At 53.8% G+C, this 18,215-nt stretch carries 15 protein-coding genes; 11 read left to right on the plus strand and 4 right to left on the minus strand.

Going from position 1 to position 18,215, the window contains the following annotated elements; all coding sequences use genetic code 11:
* Positions 1-245 precede the first annotated feature (245 nt).
* The 3 genes from INT21_RS01110 (at position 246) to INT21_RS01120 (ending at position 4,594) form a co-directional block, all read left to right on the plus strand.
* The gene (locus tag INT21_RS01110; RefSeq protein WP_193061500.1) at positions 246-2,174 is read left to right on the plus strand and encodes a cell division protein ZipA C-terminal FtsZ-binding domain-containing protein; all 1,929 of its coding nucleotides are present in this window, start codon (positions 246-248) and stop codon (positions 2,172-2,174) included.
* A gap of 87 nt (positions 2,175-2,261) precedes the next feature.
* Complete coding sequence (ligA, locus tag INT21_RS01115; protein ID WP_193061499.1) at positions 2,262-4,325, plus strand: NAD-dependent DNA ligase LigA; 2,064 nt, start codon at positions 2,262-2,264, stop codon at positions 4,323-4,325.
* Positions 4,322-4,594 carry a YheU family protein gene (locus INT21_RS01120; RefSeq protein WP_193061498.1) on the plus strand — a complete coding sequence of 91 codons (273 nt, stop codon included), beginning with the start codon at positions 4,322-4,324 and terminating at the stop codon, positions 4,592-4,594. The genes ligA and INT21_RS01120 overlap by 4 nt, the downstream gene beginning before the upstream one ends.
* On the opposite strand, the gene mnmC is transcribed toward INT21_RS01120, so the two are convergent.
* Complete coding sequence (gene mnmC / locus INT21_RS01125) at positions 4,588-6,606, minus strand: bifunctional tRNA (5-methylaminomethyl-2-thiouridine)(34)-methyltransferase MnmD/FAD-dependent 5-carboxymethylaminomethyl-2-thiouridine(34) oxidoreductase MnmC (protein ID WP_193061497.1); 2,019 nt, start codon at positions 6,604-6,606, stop codon at positions 4,588-4,590. The two genes, INT21_RS01120 and mnmC, sit on opposite strands and share 7 nt — an antisense overlap.
* A 171-nt stretch (positions 6,607-6,777) precedes the next feature.
* Entirely contained in the window at positions 6,778-7,077 is a 300-nt protein-coding gene (locus INT21_RS01130) for a YciI family protein (RefSeq protein ID WP_038481742.1), read from the minus strand.
* Between the two features lie 164 nt (positions 7,078-7,241).
* Between INT21_RS01130 and INT21_RS01135 the strand changes: the two genes are divergently transcribed.
* The 4 genes from INT21_RS01135 to INT21_RS01150 all read left to right on the plus strand — a co-directional run bounded on the left by INT21_RS01135 (position 7,242) and on the right by INT21_RS01150 (position 11,713).
* Complete coding sequence (locus INT21_RS01135; RefSeq protein WP_193061496.1) at positions 7,242-8,186, plus strand: PHP domain-containing protein; 945 nt, start codon at positions 7,242-7,244, stop codon at positions 8,184-8,186.
* Positions 8,187-8,249: 63 nt separating this feature from the next.
* Entirely contained in the window at positions 8,250-8,873 is a 624-nt protein-coding gene (locus tag INT21_RS01140; RefSeq protein ID WP_193061495.1) for an L-threonylcarbamoyladenylate synthase, read from the plus strand.
* A 271-nt stretch (positions 8,874-9,144) separates the two neighbouring features.
* Positions 9,145-9,921, plus strand: a complete 777-nt coding sequence (locus INT21_RS01145; RefSeq protein ID WP_089039044.1) for a 5'-nucleotidase, lipoprotein e(P4) family — start codon at positions 9,145-9,147, stop codon at positions 9,919-9,921.
* A 367-nt stretch (positions 9,922-10,288) separates the two neighbouring features.
* A complete protein-coding gene (locus INT21_RS01150; protein WP_193084749.1) occupies positions 10,289-11,713 on the plus strand; it encodes an esterase-like activity of phytase family protein in 1,425 nt (474 codons plus the stop codon).
* 73 nt (positions 11,714-11,786) lie between these two features.
* Here the strand turns inward: INT21_RS01150 and INT21_RS01155 are convergent, their stop codons facing one another.
* Positions 11,787-12,710, minus strand: coding sequence for an ion transporter (locus INT21_RS01155; RefSeq protein WP_193084750.1), 924 nt, complete (start codon positions 12,708-12,710; stop codon positions 11,787-11,789).
* 29 nt (positions 12,711-12,739) lie between these two features.
* Positions 12,740-13,648 (minus strand): CYTH domain-containing protein, encoded by a 909-nt coding sequence (locus tag INT21_RS01160; RefSeq protein WP_193084751.1) that lies wholly within the window; start codon positions 13,646-13,648, stop codon positions 12,740-12,742.
* A gap of 135 nt (positions 13,649-13,783) precedes the next feature.
* Here INT21_RS01160 and INT21_RS01165 point away from each other — a divergent pair, with 135 nt between their 5' ends.
* From INT21_RS01165 to glnH, 4 genes are all read left to right on the plus strand, one after another.
* Positions 13,784-14,464: a TIGR00153 family protein gene (locus tag INT21_RS01165; RefSeq protein WP_089039040.1), complete on the plus strand. Its 681-nt coding sequence runs from the start codon at positions 13,784-13,786 to the stop codon at positions 14,462-14,464.
* Between the two features lie 9 nt (positions 14,465-14,473).
* Positions 14,474-15,739, plus strand: coding sequence for an inorganic phosphate transporter (locus INT21_RS01170; protein WP_193061491.1), 1,266 nt, complete (start codon positions 14,474-14,476; stop codon positions 15,737-15,739).
* Between the two features lie 146 nt (positions 15,740-15,885).
* Positions 15,886-17,199 carry an amino-acid N-acetyltransferase gene (gene argA / locus INT21_RS01175; RefSeq protein ID WP_193061490.1) on the plus strand — a complete coding sequence of 438 codons (1,314 nt, stop codon included), beginning with the start codon at positions 15,886-15,888 and terminating at the stop codon, positions 17,197-17,199.
* A gap of 254 nt (positions 17,200-17,453) precedes the next feature.
* Positions 17,454-18,191: a glutamine ABC transporter substrate-binding protein GlnH gene (gene glnH / locus INT21_RS01180; RefSeq protein ID WP_193061489.1), complete on the plus strand. Its 738-nt coding sequence runs from the start codon at positions 17,454-17,456 to the stop codon at positions 18,189-18,191.
* Positions 18,192-18,215 lie beyond the last annotated feature (24 nt).

Consider the following 18,215-nt stretch of genomic DNA (forward strand, 5'->3'; position numbering starts at 1 on the left):
ATGATGTGACGATGTGTCCTGTCGGGATAAATTAGCGCTAAAATGGCACTTTTCTTAGTTGATATAGTCAAAGATTTGGCCTAAAACACACCTTATAGGGGTGTTAAAGCGTGAAAATCTGCAAAAAGTGGCCCTTTTCGTAGCAACCGCGCTATGCTTGATGATAATTAGCTAATTTCGGATATGTTACGTCATTAAGGCATTGCGCCTTTGCAACCGGTATATTGACCCATGGAATGCTCGACATGGAATTAAGAGAGTGGTTAATCATTCTAGGACTGGCACTGGTTTCGCTCATCGTCGTTGACGGTGTGCGAAGGCTTCAGCGCCAACGCCGTGTGCCCCGTCTGGATCAAGCAGTCAAAGACTTGCCAGCCGCTAAATTCGAAGAATTTAATGATGAAGTCAAAGAAGCGGAAATAAACTGGGAGCTGCCTAACGGTGGTGCTCGGGTCGTTAAGCCTGCTGACTACAGTAACCTTGGTCAAAAACCTAAGCTGGAACGCCAAGAGCACCCAGGGCCTTCCAAAGTACTGTCTGATTTTCGCCGTTCTTTTTCCAACTCTGCCAGTTCGGCCAAGTCAAAAGCCAATGCGCATTTTTCGTGGTCTCGGAAAAATGAGCCTCGAAAACATGCACCGCCTTCTGCTGTCGGTCATCCCACGTCGACGAGTCATACATCCGTTCAGCCAGACACTGCTTCAGCCGAGCACACGTTAGGCATGTCTGCAATTCCTGAACCCGAGCGCCGGGAGCCTAGCATATTTATGGCTGATGAGAATCCCAGCAATACTGTTAGCAATAAAACTCAGCACACAGATGCTACTCGCCAAACGACGAGTAGCAAGCTTGCCTCTACAGCTGAAGCCTATCGCCCTGATAGCCACGATTCACAGCCAGTATCTGAACCAACCGAGCATTACGAGCCAGGCGTTAGCGGCCAGCAAGGCCAGCAAGTGGGTGTTGATAAAGAGCAGCCAACGGCTCAATACGAAGAAGCTGAAAATCTTGAAGCTAACAGCCGCCTAGAGGCGGTATCAGCTGGAACTGATGAGCAAATTGCATCAACCGTAAATGCTTCAATCGAGAACGCCTCGGAAGAGCCCAGTGCTGCAGCTGAGCCGACTGCAGAAGCAGAACCGACGCTAAGAGTTGAACCTGAAGACGCAGTACAACATGCTGCTGACACGCCCAAGCGGCGTCAACTACGTGCAGATACTGCCGGTGAAGACAGAGAGCTAGACGACGATGAGGTTGATGAATACCGCTTGGTCGACTTCGAAGGCATTGGACGTTCCTTTAAACGTCGTTTGATTGAGCGTCGTAAAGAGAAAGAGCGTAAGAAAGCAGAGAAGGCGAAACGTGCGGAAGCACTAGCCAAGCAAAAAGCAGAACGTAAAGCACTTGAAGCCGAGCGTAAAGCGCTTGAGGCGCAGCAGCGCCGTGAAGCAAAAGAGGCAGCCGACGCTGAAAAAGCGCGTATTGCTCAAGAGCAAGCCGAAGCGCGTGAGGCCGCTGCGATGACCGCTGCCGCGGAGCGCGAGGCTGCGCAATATAATGAGCCGACGATTTCTGCGCACGACGAGAGTTATCACGATGTTGATGACTACGACGATTATGTGCCTGAAACGGGCCATCGGGATAATGTTGTTCGTACACACCCGACGTTAGAAAAAGCGTTACGCCACGATGTTAATAGCGAGCGGGCCAGAGATGCACTCACCGACGCTTCTGAAATGGTCGTGATCAGTGTGCTTTCGCGGGAGCCTGAAGGTTTTGATGGCGGTAAATTGCTTGAGCTAATCATGGCCTGCGGTCTTCGCTACAGCCGTGAGATGGGTGTCTTTCACCGTTTTGAAACAGAAAGCTTCGATAGCGAACTGCAATTTTCAATGGTGAATGTACTTAAGCCTGGTACGTTCCCCATTGAAGAAATGGATGAGTTTGTGACCCCTGGTATTACGTTCCTGATGCCGCTGCCCGGCGCTGAAGATAGCTCAGCAGCGTTTGAAGCGATGGTCGAAACGGCGATGGTTGTCGTACGCCATATGGGCGGTGAGCTTAAAGATGAAAACCGTAGCGTAATGACGGCGCAAACCATTGAGTTTGCAAGGCAGCGCGTTCATGAGTTTGAACGTCGCCATCGCTTGCAGCGCCAACTGCAAGCGCGTTAAGCATCGCGTTGCGTTTACACCCGCCTTCCTAAGGAAGGCGGGTGTTTTTGTTACTAAACACCTGTTTTTGTATGCCGGAACAACTGAATGAGTCAGCCTGAGAAAAAACTGCTGGAAGAGATTAGCCAACTGCGTGCCGATTTGGACGACGCTAATTACCGCTATTACATCTTAGATGAACCTAAGCTGACCGACGCAGATTACGACCGCAAGCTGCAGCGGTTGAAGCAATTGGAGTCTGAGTATCCCGATTTAATCTCACCGGATTCCCCTACCCAGCGCGTAGGGGCCACGCCAGCGGAAGGGTTTCCTGAAGTCGCTCATGCGATTCCCATGCTTTCTTTGGATAACGCATTTAGCCGTGATGATATTACTGCGTTTGCCGAGCGTGTCGCTGAACGTTTGGAGTGTCAGGCTAATAGCGTTGAGTTTAGCTGTGAGCCAAAGCTCGACGGTGCTGCGGTATCGTTAGTGTACGAGCAGGGCGTACTGGTCAGTGGCGCAACCCGTGGCGATGGCCGTACCGGAGAAGGCATTACATCGAATTTGCGCACCTTGCGGTCTGTTCCGTTAAAGCTAATGGGCGACAACATTCCAGCGTTATTAGAAGTACGCGGCGAAGTTATTATGCGCCATGCGGGCTTTGAAGCACTCAATGATCGAGCGAGGGAAGAAGGCAGCAAGGTATTTGCTAACCCGCGTAATGCGGCGGCTGGCAGTCTGCGACAGCTCGATCCGCGGGTTACCGCAACGCGCCCATTAGAGTTTCATGCTTATCAAGTTGCCCGGCTCGATATGACGAATCTTGGCGATGGTGAGCTTAGCAGTAGCCCAATGACAACTCATAGCCAGCAAATGGCAAGGCTTAAGGCATGGGGCTTTCGCTCCAGCACGGAGCTTCGGACTGTCAATGGCCCTGAGCTGGTGGCTGATTACTGCGAGCAATTGGGTGAAAAGCGAGACCAATTGGGTTACGACATCGATGGCGTCGTGATTAAAGTAAACGATCTGCGCCACCAGCGGGAGCTTGGCTTTGTGGCGCGGGCGCCACGCTGGGCGGTAGCATTTAAATTTCCTGCCCAGGAAGAAGTCACGACCCTTAACGATGTGGAGTTTCAGGTAGGCCGTACTGGCGCGATTACCCCGGTTGCTAGGCTAGAGCCCGTCACCGTTGCTGGTGTGACGGTATCAAACGCTACGCTGCATAACGCAGATGAGATCACCCGCTTAGGTGTCATGATTGGTGATACGGTGGCCATTCGTCGGGCAGGCGACGTGATTCCCCAAGTGGTACGCGTCGATATCGACAAGCGTCCTGCCCAGGCGCGCGTGATTACCTTTCCCGAGCACTGCCCGGTGTGTGGTTCGGATATTGAACGGCTGGAAGGCGAGGCGGTCGCTCGTTGCTCGGGTGGGCTTTATTGTGCCGCGCAGCGTAAAGAGGCGCTGAAGCATTTCGCCAGCCGTAAAGCGCTAGATGTCGATGGGCTGGGTGAGAAGCTGATTGAACAGTTGGTGGACCTGGACTGGGTGAAAACGCCAGCAGACTTATTTCATCTCACCGCTGAGCAGCTTCAGACGCTGCCACGCATGGGGGAAAAGTCCTCGACCAACTTGGTAAATGCCCTGGATAAGGCCAAGCACACCACGCTGGCACGTTTTATTTACGCCTTGGGTATTCGCGAAGTAGGCGAAGCCACAGCGGCAAATTTAGCCAGCTACTTCGGTACACTTCAGACCTTGCAAGACGCTGATCAAGCGGCGCTGGAAGCGGTGAATGATGTTGGTCCGATTGTCGCCGCCCATGTTTACACTTTTTTCCGTCAACCGCATAATCTGGCAACGCTGAAAGCACTGCTTGATGCGGGCATCACCTGGCAAGAGAGTGAAGTGACGCAAGGCCCGACACCCTTAGAGGGGCAGACCTGGGTGCTCACCGGCACGATGGACAGCATGACCCGCGATGAAGGTAAGGCGCGGCTGCAAGCGTTAGGCGCTAAGGTGGCCGGCAGTGTTTCCAAGAAAACTACCTGCTTGGTAGCGGGCGAGGCCGCAGGCAGCAAATTAATCAAAGCAGAGCAACTGGGCGTTGAAGTGATCGATGAAGCCACCTTTATCGAGCGTCTAGCTGCCTGGGAGCAGAGTGAATGAGCCGTTTTATTGAAGTGCCAGCACGCATGCTGCCGCCGGAAACGCTGGATGCTTTGCTTGAAGCATTTGTGACACGCCAAGGATACGATACAGCTGATACCGGCGCAGGTATGAGCGGCTGGGTAGCCGAGCTTAAACAGCAGCTTGAGCGTCACGAGTTGATTATTGCTCACGATCTTGAGTTAGAAATGACCGAGGTGATGACGCTCGCCCAATGGCGCTCCTTTGGGCGAGATCTTGCCGATGATGAGGAAGAGGGCGATTACTGAGCGCGTACTAGCGCACTGATAATCCGTCGCCCAGGGTGTAAATGATCCACTAACGTTAGCTCTAGCGGCATCGGCTCATCACACATTCGCGAGGCAATGATTTCGGCGCAGAGTGGAGCGCTGGAAAGGCCCCGAGAGCCGTGTGCGCTAGATATCCACAGCCCTGAATGGTGCTCTCCTAGGGTATCTGGCGCGTTAGAAGCATCTTTTTGCAGCACCGCGTAATCCTGCTGCCATGCGTCGGCATTGGGCGCTGGCCCCGCGTAGGGGCTTTTGTCAGGGCTGGCTGCCCTTACCGCAGCACGACCTGCGAGCGTGTCGGGGCTTAGCGTTAAGCCCGCCGTTTCAAGGGTGGCGACCCATTCCGGCAGTGTTTGGCGTAGTTCATCAATGTTGCGCTGATGGTCTGCTGTCGTAACGTCGCTCGTGGAATTATTAGGCACAAAGCTGGCCCCAAACGTCAGCACACCTTCTACTGGCGGCGACACATAGCCACCCGCGCATACCACACGTTGCGGGCCTTGAACGCCCTCGGGCAGCTTCACTTCGCTCACTTGTCCGCGAACCTGCTGTAGCGGCAGCGCTGCGGTTTGTTCAAAGTGGTTAGCCAGCGACGCATTGGCTACCACAACGTGATCAGTGGTCAGCGTTTCGCCGCTGGCCAACACGACCTGCCAAGCTTTACCGTCGGGCTGAAGGGTTGTCACTTCCCCCTGGTGCAAGGTGATATTCACGTGCTGTAGCAGCTGTTCGCAGAGCAGTTTGGGGCGCACCCAGCCTGCCTGGGGATAAAACAGTCCGTGCCCCGCTGTGATCGGAACACCCGCCAGCTCGCCAAGCGTCTCGGTTTGAGCGGATACCACCGCTTCTGGCAGCGGGTGGCGTGCCATAAAGCGCTGCTGGCGAACAGTCTCTTTGTCGCTTAACGCCAGTTGTACCACGCCACATGGTTGCCACAGCGGCGTTTCCTGTGACGAGGAGGACGCCCGCTGGCGTTGGCTAAGCCAGCGCTGGCTGTAGAGAAGTCCTGATAAATAGAACCGGCTTTGGTTATTCGTTTCCGCGGCTAGCTTTACATACAGCGCTCCCTGGCGATTGCCGGAGCCACCAGCGCCGGGTGCATCGCGTTCAATGAGCGTTACCTGAACTCCCCGCTTGGCTAACGCTGCGGCCACGCTGCAACCGGCCATGCCTGCTCCAATGACGGCCACATGGTTCGCTGGCCTTGCCGCAGGCGGCGTGAACCAGGGTGTTAACTGGCGGCGAGTGTCTTTGGGCGGTGTGTCGATATCGCCTGCTAACATTTCCCGCTTGCGCCCAAACCCAGGGACCTTTTGCCAGCTAAACCCTGCTGCTTTTAACCCTCGTTTAACGACACCAGCACAGGTAAACGTGGCAAATGTTGCCCCAGGGCGAGAGCGTGCAGCCATGGCCTCGAATAGCTCAGGCTGCCACATTTCTGGGTTTTTAGCAGGAGCAAAGCCATCTAGGAACCAGGCGTCGACTTGACCGTCGAGTAGCTTCAGTCGTTCGGTGGTGTCGCCAAAGTGCAGATCGAGAGTCACTCGCTCGTTGAGATGCAGACGGTGAATGCCGCTGACGGCTTCAGGCCATTGGGCGCATAGCACTTGTGCATAATTTGCTAACGAAGGCCAGGCGCTTAGTGCGCGCTCAAGAGACACTCGGTCAAGCGGAAATTTCTCGGTGGATAACAGATGAAGACGTGCAGTGCTCGGTGCGTGTTGTTCAAAACAGTCCCACGCGCACAGCATATTAAGCCCGGTGCCAAAGCCTGTTTCGCCAATCACAAAAGCGCGGCTGTGTTGCCAGTCCGCAAAGCGCTTAGGAAGGTGATTCGCCCCCAGGAAAACGTGCTCGGTTTCAGCCCGGCCATCTTCCCTGGAAAAATACACATCGTCGAAGGCCTCTGAATGGGGGGATGCCTCGTTCCAAGTGAGTAAAGGAGCCGTTAACGCCGCGAGCGGGGGCAGGGCAGTAGAGCGTTGAGTCACGCGGGTATCCCCGTACTGATGAAGTTTGTGTTAAAGATAGGTTAAAAATTGATCAACTTGTTGATAAGGGCATCAGCTCTAGCTTTGGGGAAAGCGTCCGCCGAGTTTTCACAGAGTTTTCCACAGGCTCTGTGAAAAAGAAGGCGGACTCTTCACACTCGACTCTATCGGTCAAGGCATTACTTTTTTAAATGGCTTAACAATTACCTTGGCATAGACCCCCGCAATGATGTAAGGGTCGGCGTCAGCCCAGGCTTGCGCGTCCTCAAGGCTGTCAAATTCGGCAACGACTAAGCTGCCGCTAAAGCCTGCATCGCCTGGATTATCGGTATCAATAGCGGGGTGGGGGCCAGCCAGAACCAAACGGCCTTCATCACGTAGCTTTTCCAGGCGACCAAGGTGATCCGGGCGTGCCGCTAGACGGCGCTCCAAGCTGTTGGATACATCTTCACTGATAATAGCGTAAAGCATGGGGATAACTCCTTGAATGCTAGGACGGTTGTTCCGTACTGAATTGACCGCGCCCCTGTAAGCGCGCACCATGGTGAGCGACTGTATACCGTTAAGGGAAAACAGGGTGCCTGTTTTATTCACACCACCCTATTCTGACAAACTCGCCACACGGCGTCATGCTTATGCCCCTACTTCCTGCGAACTATCTTCCTGTAAACCTGCCCCGCGTGTTTGATGCCGACCAGCGTTATACGGTGGATTTACACATGCACTCCACCGCGTCAGATGGTGCGCTTACTCCTACCGAGTTGGTAAAGCTGTGCGCTGCACGTGGTCTTACCCACATGTCGCTGACAGACCACGACACCATGGAAGGTATTGAAGAAGCTGACATCGCGGCGCAGCAAGCAGGGCTTTGCCTGGTGCCTGGCTGTGAGTTATCCACGCGCTGGCAGGGAATTAATATCCACGTAGTGGCGCTTATGCCCGGCGGCTTGCAGGGGCCTCTGGTAGAAGGGCTTGCACTGCAGCGCGAAGCACGGATTAAACGTGCTGAAGTGATTGCCGAGCGGCTGGAAAAAATGGGCTTACCTGACGCGCTCGAAAAGGCACGTGCCCAGGCAGGCAGCGACCGCCCCTTAGGCAGGCCCGACTTTGCCCGCGCGCTGGTCGCTGAAGGAGTGGTTGATGACTGGGCTGGCGCGTTTAAGCGCTATTTAGGCAGTGGTAAAAAAGGCGATGTAAAAGCTCATTGGCCGGAAATCAGTGACGCAGTCGCCTGGGTGGTTGCCTCAGGCGGCGTTGCGGTGCTGGCGCACCCGCTGCGCTATGGGCTTACCCGGCGCAAGCGAGGTTTGCTGATGGATACCTTTCAAGCCGCAGGTGGGCAGAGCGTTGAGCTGGTCAGTGGTCAGCAGAATCCAGACAGCACTCGCGATCTCGCTCGGCAATTAGTGGAGCGCGATTTATACGCCTCCATGGGCAGCGATTTTCATTTTCCTGGCAGCCACGCCGCCCCCGGTAGTATGAGCTTAATACCGCGCACTGCTGCGCCGCCGATTTGGCAGCATCCGCGCTTAGTTCATTTGCGCGATGCGCCCAGTGGTATGTTAGGTCCTGGGTCTTAAACCGCATATCGGCTAACCTAGAAACTAAATGGACAACGATATGCCCAAGGGCAGGAGCAAGCGATGAGTCAATATTTTCAGATTCACCCCGAAAACCCGCAGAAACGCTTGATTGATCAAGCGATAGATATTATCCGCAAAGGTGGTGTGGTCGCGTATCCGACGGATTCGGGCTATGCACTGGGTTGCCACTTGGGTGAAAAAAAAGCCATTGAAAAGATCAAATGGCTGCGCTCGTTAGACGATAAACACAATTTCACGCTGATGTGTTCGGATCTTTCCGAGATTGGCACTTACGCGAAAGTGGATAACGCAGTATTTCGGCTGCTGAAGGCTCATACCCCTGGCCCATACACCTTTATTTTGGATGCCACCACAGAGGTTCCGCGCCTGTTGCTGCACCCGAAGCGCCGCTCCATTGGCGTGCGCGTGCCTGATCACCACATTACCCACGCGCTGCTTGATGCGTTGGGTGAGCCGTTGATGAGCGTCACCTTGATTCCGGTAGGAGATACCCTGCCAATGAGCGATCCTGAGGAGATTCGCGACCGCTTCGGCTCACACCTTGATGCCATTATCGACGGCGGTGCCTGCCACCTTGACCCCACCAGTGTGATTGACCTGCGCGAGCTGCCGCCCAAAATTGTGCGGGAAGGCCGCGGCGATATTACGCCGTTTACGAGTTAACACCATTCTCTAGTTGGTATTGGCAACCTCCTGGTGGTAAGTCACGAGGGGGTTGCTGTCGTCCCGCCTGTCTCCTCATCACCCAAAATCCACAAAAATCGTTGAACATGATATGCGTATCAACTTATTCATTTAGCACGCTATCTTTTTTATTTGAATGACCAATAAAAATAAATTATGATGATTATGTCTATTATTGATAATTAATAATGATGGATGGTGTGGGATTCCCCTCTTAACCTGATAACCATCACTGACAGGAGATTGCTTAATGACGATATCTCGATACCGCAACGCTGCCACTGCAACCGCATTTGCAAGCTTGGCGCTACTTCCTTTATCAGGGAACGCAGTAGCCGACGACGCTAGCGCTTGTGATCAAGTTGAGTACGCCATGGGGCTTCGTTACCAACAGCAATCCGCAGAAATAACTGCTTTACAGCGCCAAGGCTTTGAGCTGGCGACCTATCGCTTGGAAAAACAAATTGAGGCGCATGGTGAGGGTGCCGATTTGGCCATCATTACCGATGTGGATGAGACGCTCATCGATAATAGCGCTTTGCTAGTGCGCGATATGCAGGCCTGCCACGACTTCACTACTTGGGATACTTGGTTGCATTGGGAGCGCGAGGGCGAGCCACGTTTGATCCCAGGCGCGAAAGACTTTCTCGAATTTGCCGATGAGCAAGGTGTGTCGATCTACTATGTGTCGGATCGCTACCAAGAAAATAAAGCGGATACGCTGGCCACTATGGAAGCATTAGAGCTTCCCCAGGTATCTGACGAGCGCGTCATGCTACTTGGCCCACCCAAGACTGAGCGTCGCGCTATCGTCGAAGACAGTCATACGTTGGTGATGCAGTTGGGCGATACGCTGCATGACTTCTCGGGTGATTTTGTCGACGCAAGTCTTGAAGAGCAGCGCGACCTAGTTAACGACCACGCTGAGCGCTTTGGTCAAGACTGGATTGTTTTCCCCAATGCCAGTTACGGAAGCTGGAGCGACGCGGAGCTTAACGCGTGGGAAGCTCCGTTTGAAAGCGAATAAAATGTAACCACTTCCATCGTGCCGTTACTATAGAGGAGACGCCCTGGTTAATAGCCAGGGCGTTTTCCTTATTAACCCCGTAAGTTGTCCCCGTGCCGCTAGTCACTAACATGTCATTCACCTGTCATTGGTTGTCACTAAATTATCGTGGTGGCCGTGAACAATAGCGATATGCCATAACAAATCGAACCTTGTCGGTGTGAGCGCGTTTCAGTTAGACAGCTGTGACGGCGCTACCCCCATTAGATATTCCTGCCACTAGACTTTTCGTAACTTGCCTTGCCCTGGGTCACGCTGGAAATTGTGCCTGTGGAGGCGGCTGAGACGCCAACGGGCGTCAACTTGTATTCGATAAGGAAACTAACCAATGAACCGTCATAAGCTCTTTATGGCATCCTTACTGACGTCCTCCCTACTGGTGGGCTGTGCTGATAACGCTAACGCTGATGATGCCAATGTCTCCGTGTTCGACAGCTTCCCCGCCGCTGGTGTGTTTCTTCCCCATAGCGTATTACGGGATGATCTACTAGATGGCAAATCTCAGCAGGCTTTTGAGATCCGTAATGGCGGTTTTGGGTCGGCAATGACCGCTCATCCCACGGATTCAACGCGCTTCTATGCATTGACTGACCGCGGCCCCAATGCCAATTTTGTTGGTGACTATGGCAAGGGGAAAATATTTCCGACACCGGACTATACGCCCCGTATCGGCTTGTTTGAGCTTCAAGCGAACGGTGTGATCGAACAGGTTACTACCACTCTGCTCAAGCGCCCTGATGGCAGCGAGATCAGTGGTCTGCCTAACAGCTTGGCACTCGGTGGAACGGGTGAAACCCCTTACCATGCCAATGGTCAACCGATCCTAGTGGACGATAGCCAGCCCTATAATGAAGTTACTAATCCGATCCGCTTGGATGATTATGGTCTGGATGGCGAAGGGCTGGTGGCACTATCGGACGGCACCTTCTGGGTTAGCGATGAGTATGGCCCGCACATGGTCCACTTCGATGCCGAAGGTCGTGAAATCGGTCGTATCAACCCCTTTGCCGACGATGACCGGGTCGAGATGAACCTGCCGGCAGAGTTTGCCAATCGGCGTGCCAACCGAGGTATGGAAGGGCTGGCTATCACGCCGGATGAGAAAACGCTGGTAGGTATTATGCAGTCCACTCTGTACAACCCGGGCAGTACGGTGAAAGACCTGGATATCACCCGTATCGTTACAGTGGACCTGGACTCGGGCGAGACTGGACAGTACCTCTACCGCCAAGAGCAAAACCAGAATTCCAACTCGGAGCTTGTTGCGCTGAGCGCCACTGAGTTTTTGGTGCTTGAACGAGATGGCCGTTTTCTAAGCGGTGGCCCCGACGGTGCTGAGGCTGCGGCGCCCGATGCTCAGAAGCAGGTTTATCGCATTGACCTTGCCTCGGGCACCAATCTTGAAACGGTCTCAGCCAACGGCGACCTGAAACAGGATGCCGAGCTGGGGCTAACCTTGGCAGGCAAAACCTTGGAAGAAGTGGTTCTAGAGCAGGGGTGGGGCGCTCTGGCCAGCGCTGGAATTGAGCCAGTGAGCAAGTCTCTGGCGGTGGATATGGTGGCGGAAGTCAACTATCCCCACGATAAAATGGAAGGTCTATGGGTGATTGATGACCAACGCCTGGGGGTGCTGAACGATGATGATTTCGCCACCTGGTCCACCGATGGTCAGCTTGAGCAGAAGATGCTGGACGCCAACACTGTGGATGGCGGCCGCCTGTTTATTATCGAGGCCGATCTGAGCGCCGATTGATCAACGTAACGGCCTAGCAATCACATAATCTCCCTAAATGAATTACTGCGCGCCCTGGGTTTGGCTATTTGGGTTAGCTGTCCTGGGGCGTGTTTGTGTCTTCGTCTCCCCCGTGGCTATCTTTTTCTTTTTGGTCTGCTGCTTTCTTACGCGGGTCTTCGCTGTCTTCATCCAGCCAGGTGCCACAGCGCAGGCAGTAACGAGCGCGCTTTTCATGGCGGTCATGGCCACAGCCGGGGCAGGCTTCTTCTGAATAGCGGTCTTCGCGAATAGAGCGGATAACCTGGGCGGAAAACACCCCGGTAGGCACAGCAATAATCGAATACCCCAACAGCATCAGAATCATCGTGATCGCTTTGCCTATCGACGTGGCGGGAACAATATCGCCGTAGCCTACCGTGGTCATACTCACGATCGCCCAATACATCGACATAGGAATGCTGGTAAAACCGGCTTCTGGTGACTCGATGGTGTACATCAGTGCAGCAAACAGTATGACGACCATCATGATGCTGCTAAAAAACAGCAGGATTTGACGAACACTGCGTTTAAGCGCATCGAGTAGTAAACGCCCCTCGCCGATAAACTCCATCAATCTCAAAATCCGGAAAATGCGTAGCACCCGCAGTACCCGTACGATGACGAGTCCGTGCGCACCAGGCACCAGCAGGACTAACCAGGCTGGCATAATCGCAATCACATCGACAATACCGTAAAAGCTTTTGAGGTAAATCGTTGGGCGCTCTAAACAGTAAATCCGCACCGCCAGTTCAATGCTAAAAAGTAGCGTAAATAGCCACTCTGCATAGTAAAAAATGTGCCCGTAGCGTTCGGAATAACTATCTACGCTGTCCAGCAAAATGACCGCCACGCTGATTAGAATGGCGATAATCAGCGCAATATCAAACCCTTTGGCTACCGGCGTATCGGACTCGAAAATAATATGGAAAAGCCGAGCACGCAGTCCTTCTGCACCGGGAGTTAATTGAAAACTCATCGCGACATCCTGAAGTGGGCTGAATGTTTCTAGCGTAACGTGGTTTGATAGGCGAAGCGATGCGCCAGAGTTAACGCAGCAGCGCCATAAGCGGACGTTGGATGGCCATTTTCAGTCAGTGCTGTGGTCAGTGTCTGAGCATCGCGGCGGGAGCTATCATCCAACTGCGGGTGGGCCGCCAGTGTGGCTAATGCCTGCTGTGCGATAGTTAAGTGTTCCGCAAGACCACTGTCGTGGTAGGCGTCCAGCGCCACTGTGGCTCTGTGTAGCCATTCAGCCGGTGCATCAGCTTCAGGTAACGCCCACTGCTGCACGCCTAACGCATTGCCGCGAGCGGCTTTGCTGGTATCCGAAGGGCGCAGCGGTACGCTTTCCGCGAGCGTTAATGCTAGCGCCCAAAGCGCCTCTGGTTCGCCCGCTTTGAGTTCCAGCTCGACCTCGCAAATAGCCGCTTGAGCACCACCGCTGACAATTTCTCCTTCGTCCAGCACTAGCTCGATATGGCTGCCCTGCCAGTCGATTTGCCAGCTGCGCCGGGTAAAGTCGGTGCGCAGCGCAGGTTGTAGCGCGGAAATGACGGTGCCTAGTGAACCGTTGAACGGCGGAAGGGCGGCCAAGCCATGCTGGTCAAGCTGTGGGCTAGGAACTTGCCACTCCCACTCTTGTCGGGTAGAAAGGCCGCCACCACCATGGCCGGCGGTTTTCACCGTTTGCAGCACGCGATCATCAACTTGGCGTAAGCGCACGGCAATCCGTGCATTCGCCATATCTCCCGCAGGGGTATCGAAATAGGTGTTCGACAGATGTTGACGTTGGGGTGTTTCGGCTAGTGCTGCGTGGCACAGCAGCGTGTTTAGTTGAGCTGGCGCAAGGGCGAGTTTAAGCTCTATTTCGGTAGGCGCTGAAACAGAATCAGCAGTAGATGTTGAATTTTTCATGACATTAGCCACCTTTGTATTGTGACGTTTCAATTAATTTTTCATGACATTGTGAACTTTTCATGACGGCGGCGAGCGCACTCTTTATACTGGCGCCGCCATTTCCAGGCTCCCCGAAAACAGGCTAAAGGCTATATGGTTACCTCCAACCCTTTTTCCGCGATGTTTGGCCGCTCGCCATTCCAGCCGCTGCTGGCCCACATCGTCAAGGCCAATGAATGTGCCGACCAACTGTTGCCGTTCTTCGAAGCATCGCTTGCCGGTGATTGGGATACCGCAGCTGTACTGCGTGAAAACGTTACCCGCTTAGAGCATGACGCCGACACGTTGAAAACAGAGCTTCGGCTTAACCTGCCCAATACGATGTTCCTTCCCGTCTCGCGGTCCGACTTGCTCGACCTTATCAGCGTGCAGGATAAAATCGCCAACAAGGTGCGCGACATTACCGGCATTATGCTGGGGCGTAAAATGCGTGTGCCCAATGAGCTGGCCGATCCCATGCGCGATTATATGCGTACCAGCGTGGCGTGTGTGTCCCAGGCTCGCCAAGCGCTTGAAGAGCTGAAAGAGCTGCTTGAGTCCGGTTTTGGACGCAATGTTTCCGATGTTATCCAGAATATGATCCGTGAGCTGCACACACTTGAGCACCAAGCCGACAGCCAGCAGATCGCGATACGTCGCCAACTGTTTGAGCTTGAAAGCCAACTTCCGCCTGTTGATGTGATTTTCCTTTACAAAATCATTGAGTGGGTCGGTGAAGTTTCTGATCGCGCTGAACGCGTGGGCAGCCGCCTACAGATTTTGACCGCACGCTAAGGGGTACCCATGCAGATTATTGCCCAGCACGGTGAAATTTTTATCATCCTGGCCTGTTTGTTTGGCTTTTTTATGGCTTGGGGCGTTGGCGCGAATGATGTTGCCAATGCGATGGGGACCTCGGTGGGGTCGAAAGCGATCACCATCAAACAAGCAATTTTGATTGCGGTAGTCTTTGAATTTTTAGGCGCATGGCTGGCGGGTGGTGAGGTGACCAACACCATTCGTAAAGGCATTATTGACCCAGAATTGCTCCAGGAAGATCCACAGTTACTAGTGTACGGTATGTTATCAGCGCTGCTAGCAGCGGGTACTTGGTTACTGGCAGCATCGATGAAAGGTTGGCCGGTTTCCACGACGCATTCCATTGTAGGCGCCATTGTGGGCTTTGCCGTAGCGGGATTGGGTGCCTCTACGGTTGATTGGGGCGCTGTTGGCACCATTGCAGCAAGCTGGGTCGTTTCTCCTCTTTTAGCGGGTACTATCGGCTTCGTGCTGTTCAAATCAGTGCACCACCTGATTTTTGAAAATGATAATCCCTTTATGGCTGCCAAACGCTATGTGCCGGGCTACGTATTTTTGGTTGGTTTTATTGTGGCGATGGTCACGCTAACCAAAGGTCTGTCTCACGTTGGGCTAGACCTGACCTTTAGTCAAAGCCTGCTGCTGTCTATCTTGTTAGGACTTGTGATCATGGGTGTAGGCCTGTTGATGCAGCGTCGTATCAAGTTTGAGAAAAATGCCAACGATCACTTTGGATACGCCAATGTTGAGCGGGTCTTCGGCGTATTAATGATCTTTACTGCGTGCGCCATGGCGTTTGCTCACGGCTCTAACGACGTTGCGAACGCGGTTGGCCCGCTAGCGGCGGTCATTAGCGTGGTACAAACTGGCGGCCAAATTGAAGGCTCTGCGTTGGTGCCCTGGTGGGTATTGGTACTGGGCGGTGCTGGCATCGTGGTGGGCTTAGTAACTTACGGCCACAAAGTCATTGCCACCGTGGGAACCGGTATTACTGAACTCACTCCCAGCCGTGGCTTTGCTGCCACGCTGGCAGCCGCGACCACAGTGGTATTAGCTTCCGGCACGGGTCTGCCAATTTCAACCACCCACACACTGGTGGGGGCGATATTAGGCGTAGGGCTTGCCCGGGGTATGGCGGCGCTTAACCTGCGTGTTATTGGCACCATCGCCATGTCCTGGCTGATTACGCTACCTGCCGGGGCTGGTTTGGCTATTCTGTTCTTCTTTATGTTCAAAGGCATGTTTGGTTAACAGCAAGGGGTAACTCCGCCCTATACGTGACTGCTTGGCCAAACGCACAGCGGCATCTTCTTTTACACAAGAAGGTGCCGCTGTTTTTTATGCTCTGTTAAAGTAAACGCTGATACTTTCATTCACCTGCTGCCGGAGAGCGGCCCTTGGACACACGCTTCCCTTTTGTTGATTGGTTTCGTAATGCTTCGCCCTACATTAATGCGCACCGGGGACGAACCTTTGTCATCTTAATTGAGGGCGAAGCCATGGCGTCTGGCCGAGGAGAGCAACTGATTCAAGATTTAGCGCTGCTACACACCCTGGGGGTGCGGCTAGTTGTGGTGTTTGGTATTCGCCCACAAGTGCATGACGCATTGACGGCTGCCGGTGTCGAGCCAACACGGGTGGATGGTCGCTGGGTAGCTGATCGAGCGGTGATGGCTCACGTGGAACAGGTGGCCGCACACCAGCGCTTATGGCTAGAAGCTCGTCTTTCCTTGGGGCTGCCTAGCACGCCGCTACACGGTGTAGAGCTTAGCGTGATTTCCGGTAACTTGGTGACCGCTAAGCCATTAGGGGTGCGTGAAGGCATCGATTTTGATCACAGTGGTGAAGTCCGCCGAGTGCGTTCGAGCGCTATTGAAGGGCTGTTGGAAAAAGGCTCACTGGTGCTGCTGCCGCCGCTGGGCTTCTCCAGCACAGGTGAAGTGTTTGATTTAGATGCCTCGGAAGTCGCACAACAGGCTGCCGTCGCGCTGAAAGCGGATAAGCTGATTCTATTAGGCGAGTCGGAAGGGCTTGAAGACGAACACGGTGCACTATTGCGCCAGCTTTCCCCGGCAGAGGCCGAGCCGCGCCTGCAACAGGCGTTACCGGGCAGTGAGCTGGCACGCCACTTGAACGCCGCCTGCACCGCCGCCAGAGAAGGGGTGGCGCGCACCCACCTGCTTTCCTGGCGCAACCACGATGCGCTGTTAGGGGAACTGTTCACCCGTGACGGCGTTGGCACCATGATCACCCAACACCGCTACGAGCAACTGCGCCCAGCCACGTTGAACGACGTCGCTGGCCTGCTAGAGCTGCTGGAGCCACTGGAGCGACGTGGCATGTTGGTGGCTCGTTCGCGGGAACGCCTAGAGCACGAAATCGACGACTACATGGTCATCGAACGTGATGGCATGGTGATTGGCTGTGCAGCATTGCATGTTTTTCCAGACACCACGGTGGGGGAAATGGCCTGTGTCGCGGTGCACGGTAACTATCGCGGCGGTGAGCGCGGCGAGCGCTTAGTGGAAGCGTTAGAACGCCGCGCCCGGCAGCGTGGGCTTTCCGAAATGTTTGTGTTAACTACCCACACGGCTCACTGGTTTGTCGAACACGGCTTCCGTGCTGCAAGCTTAGATGATCTGCCGCCGCTAAAACGCGAAGCCTACAACCACGCCCGAAAATCCAAGGTGTTGGTGAAAAATCTAGCCTAAAAACGCTTACTTAAAGAGAAATATCTAGATGAGCCGGGTGTCTTTGCGACACCCGGTTTCGTATGCGTGTAAAAAATAAATGAAAATATTTGGTCATTTTATGTATTTGTGCAATTATATTTGCAGATATGCTTGTAGATAAAACCAGCAAAGCCAATCCAAGCCCATCTAAACCAAACCAATAACAACACCGTTATCTACACGCTACGTCACTCACACATAACCAATAACATCGACGTCACGAGGACTTCTCCATGAAAACACTAACCACGTTAATGGCTGCTACTGCATTTTCTCTCACTGCAGCGACTGCCGCCGCAGACAAGCTAGTGGTTGCCACTGATACTGCCTTTGTGCCCTTTGAGTTTGCTCAAGACGGTGAATATGTCGGTTTTGATATCGATATGTGGACAATGATTGCCGAAGAGCTTGAGCTGGAGTTCGAACTAAGGCCAATGGATTTCAATGGCATTATTCCCGGCCTGCAGACTGGCCAGTTAGATGTTGCCCTGGCGGGGATTACTATCCGTGAAGACCGTGCCGAGGTGATTGATTTTTCAGATGGCTACTACGAAAGCGGCTTCCGCATCATGGTGCCAATTGATAGTGATATCGAAAGTGCTGAAGACTTAGCAGGTAAAATGCTGGCCGTTCGCACCGGCACCTCTGCTGCTGACTATGCACGGGAAAACTTCACCGACACCGAGCTACGCCAGTTCCCCAATATCGACAATGCCTACCTGGAGTTACGCACCGGCCGCGTTGATGCCGCGATGCATGATACGCCCAATGTTCTCTACTACATTGCCACCGCTGGTGACGGCCAAGTAAAAGCCGTGGGTGAGCAGATGATGGCGCACGAGTATGGCATTGCGTTTCCCAAGGGAAGCGAGCTGGTCGAGCCAGTTAACCAAGCATTAGCGGCTATGCGGGAAGATGGCCGCTACGACGAAATTTATGCGAAGTGGTTCGGCGAATCGCCCAACGAATAATCTCCTGAAATTTTATTTACTAGC

The sequence above is a fragment of the Halomonas sp. 3F2F genome (assembly GCF_014897805.1).
In the GTDB taxonomy this organism is placed as follows: Bacteria; Pseudomonadota; Gammaproteobacteria; order Pseudomonadales; family Halomonadaceae; genus Vreelandella.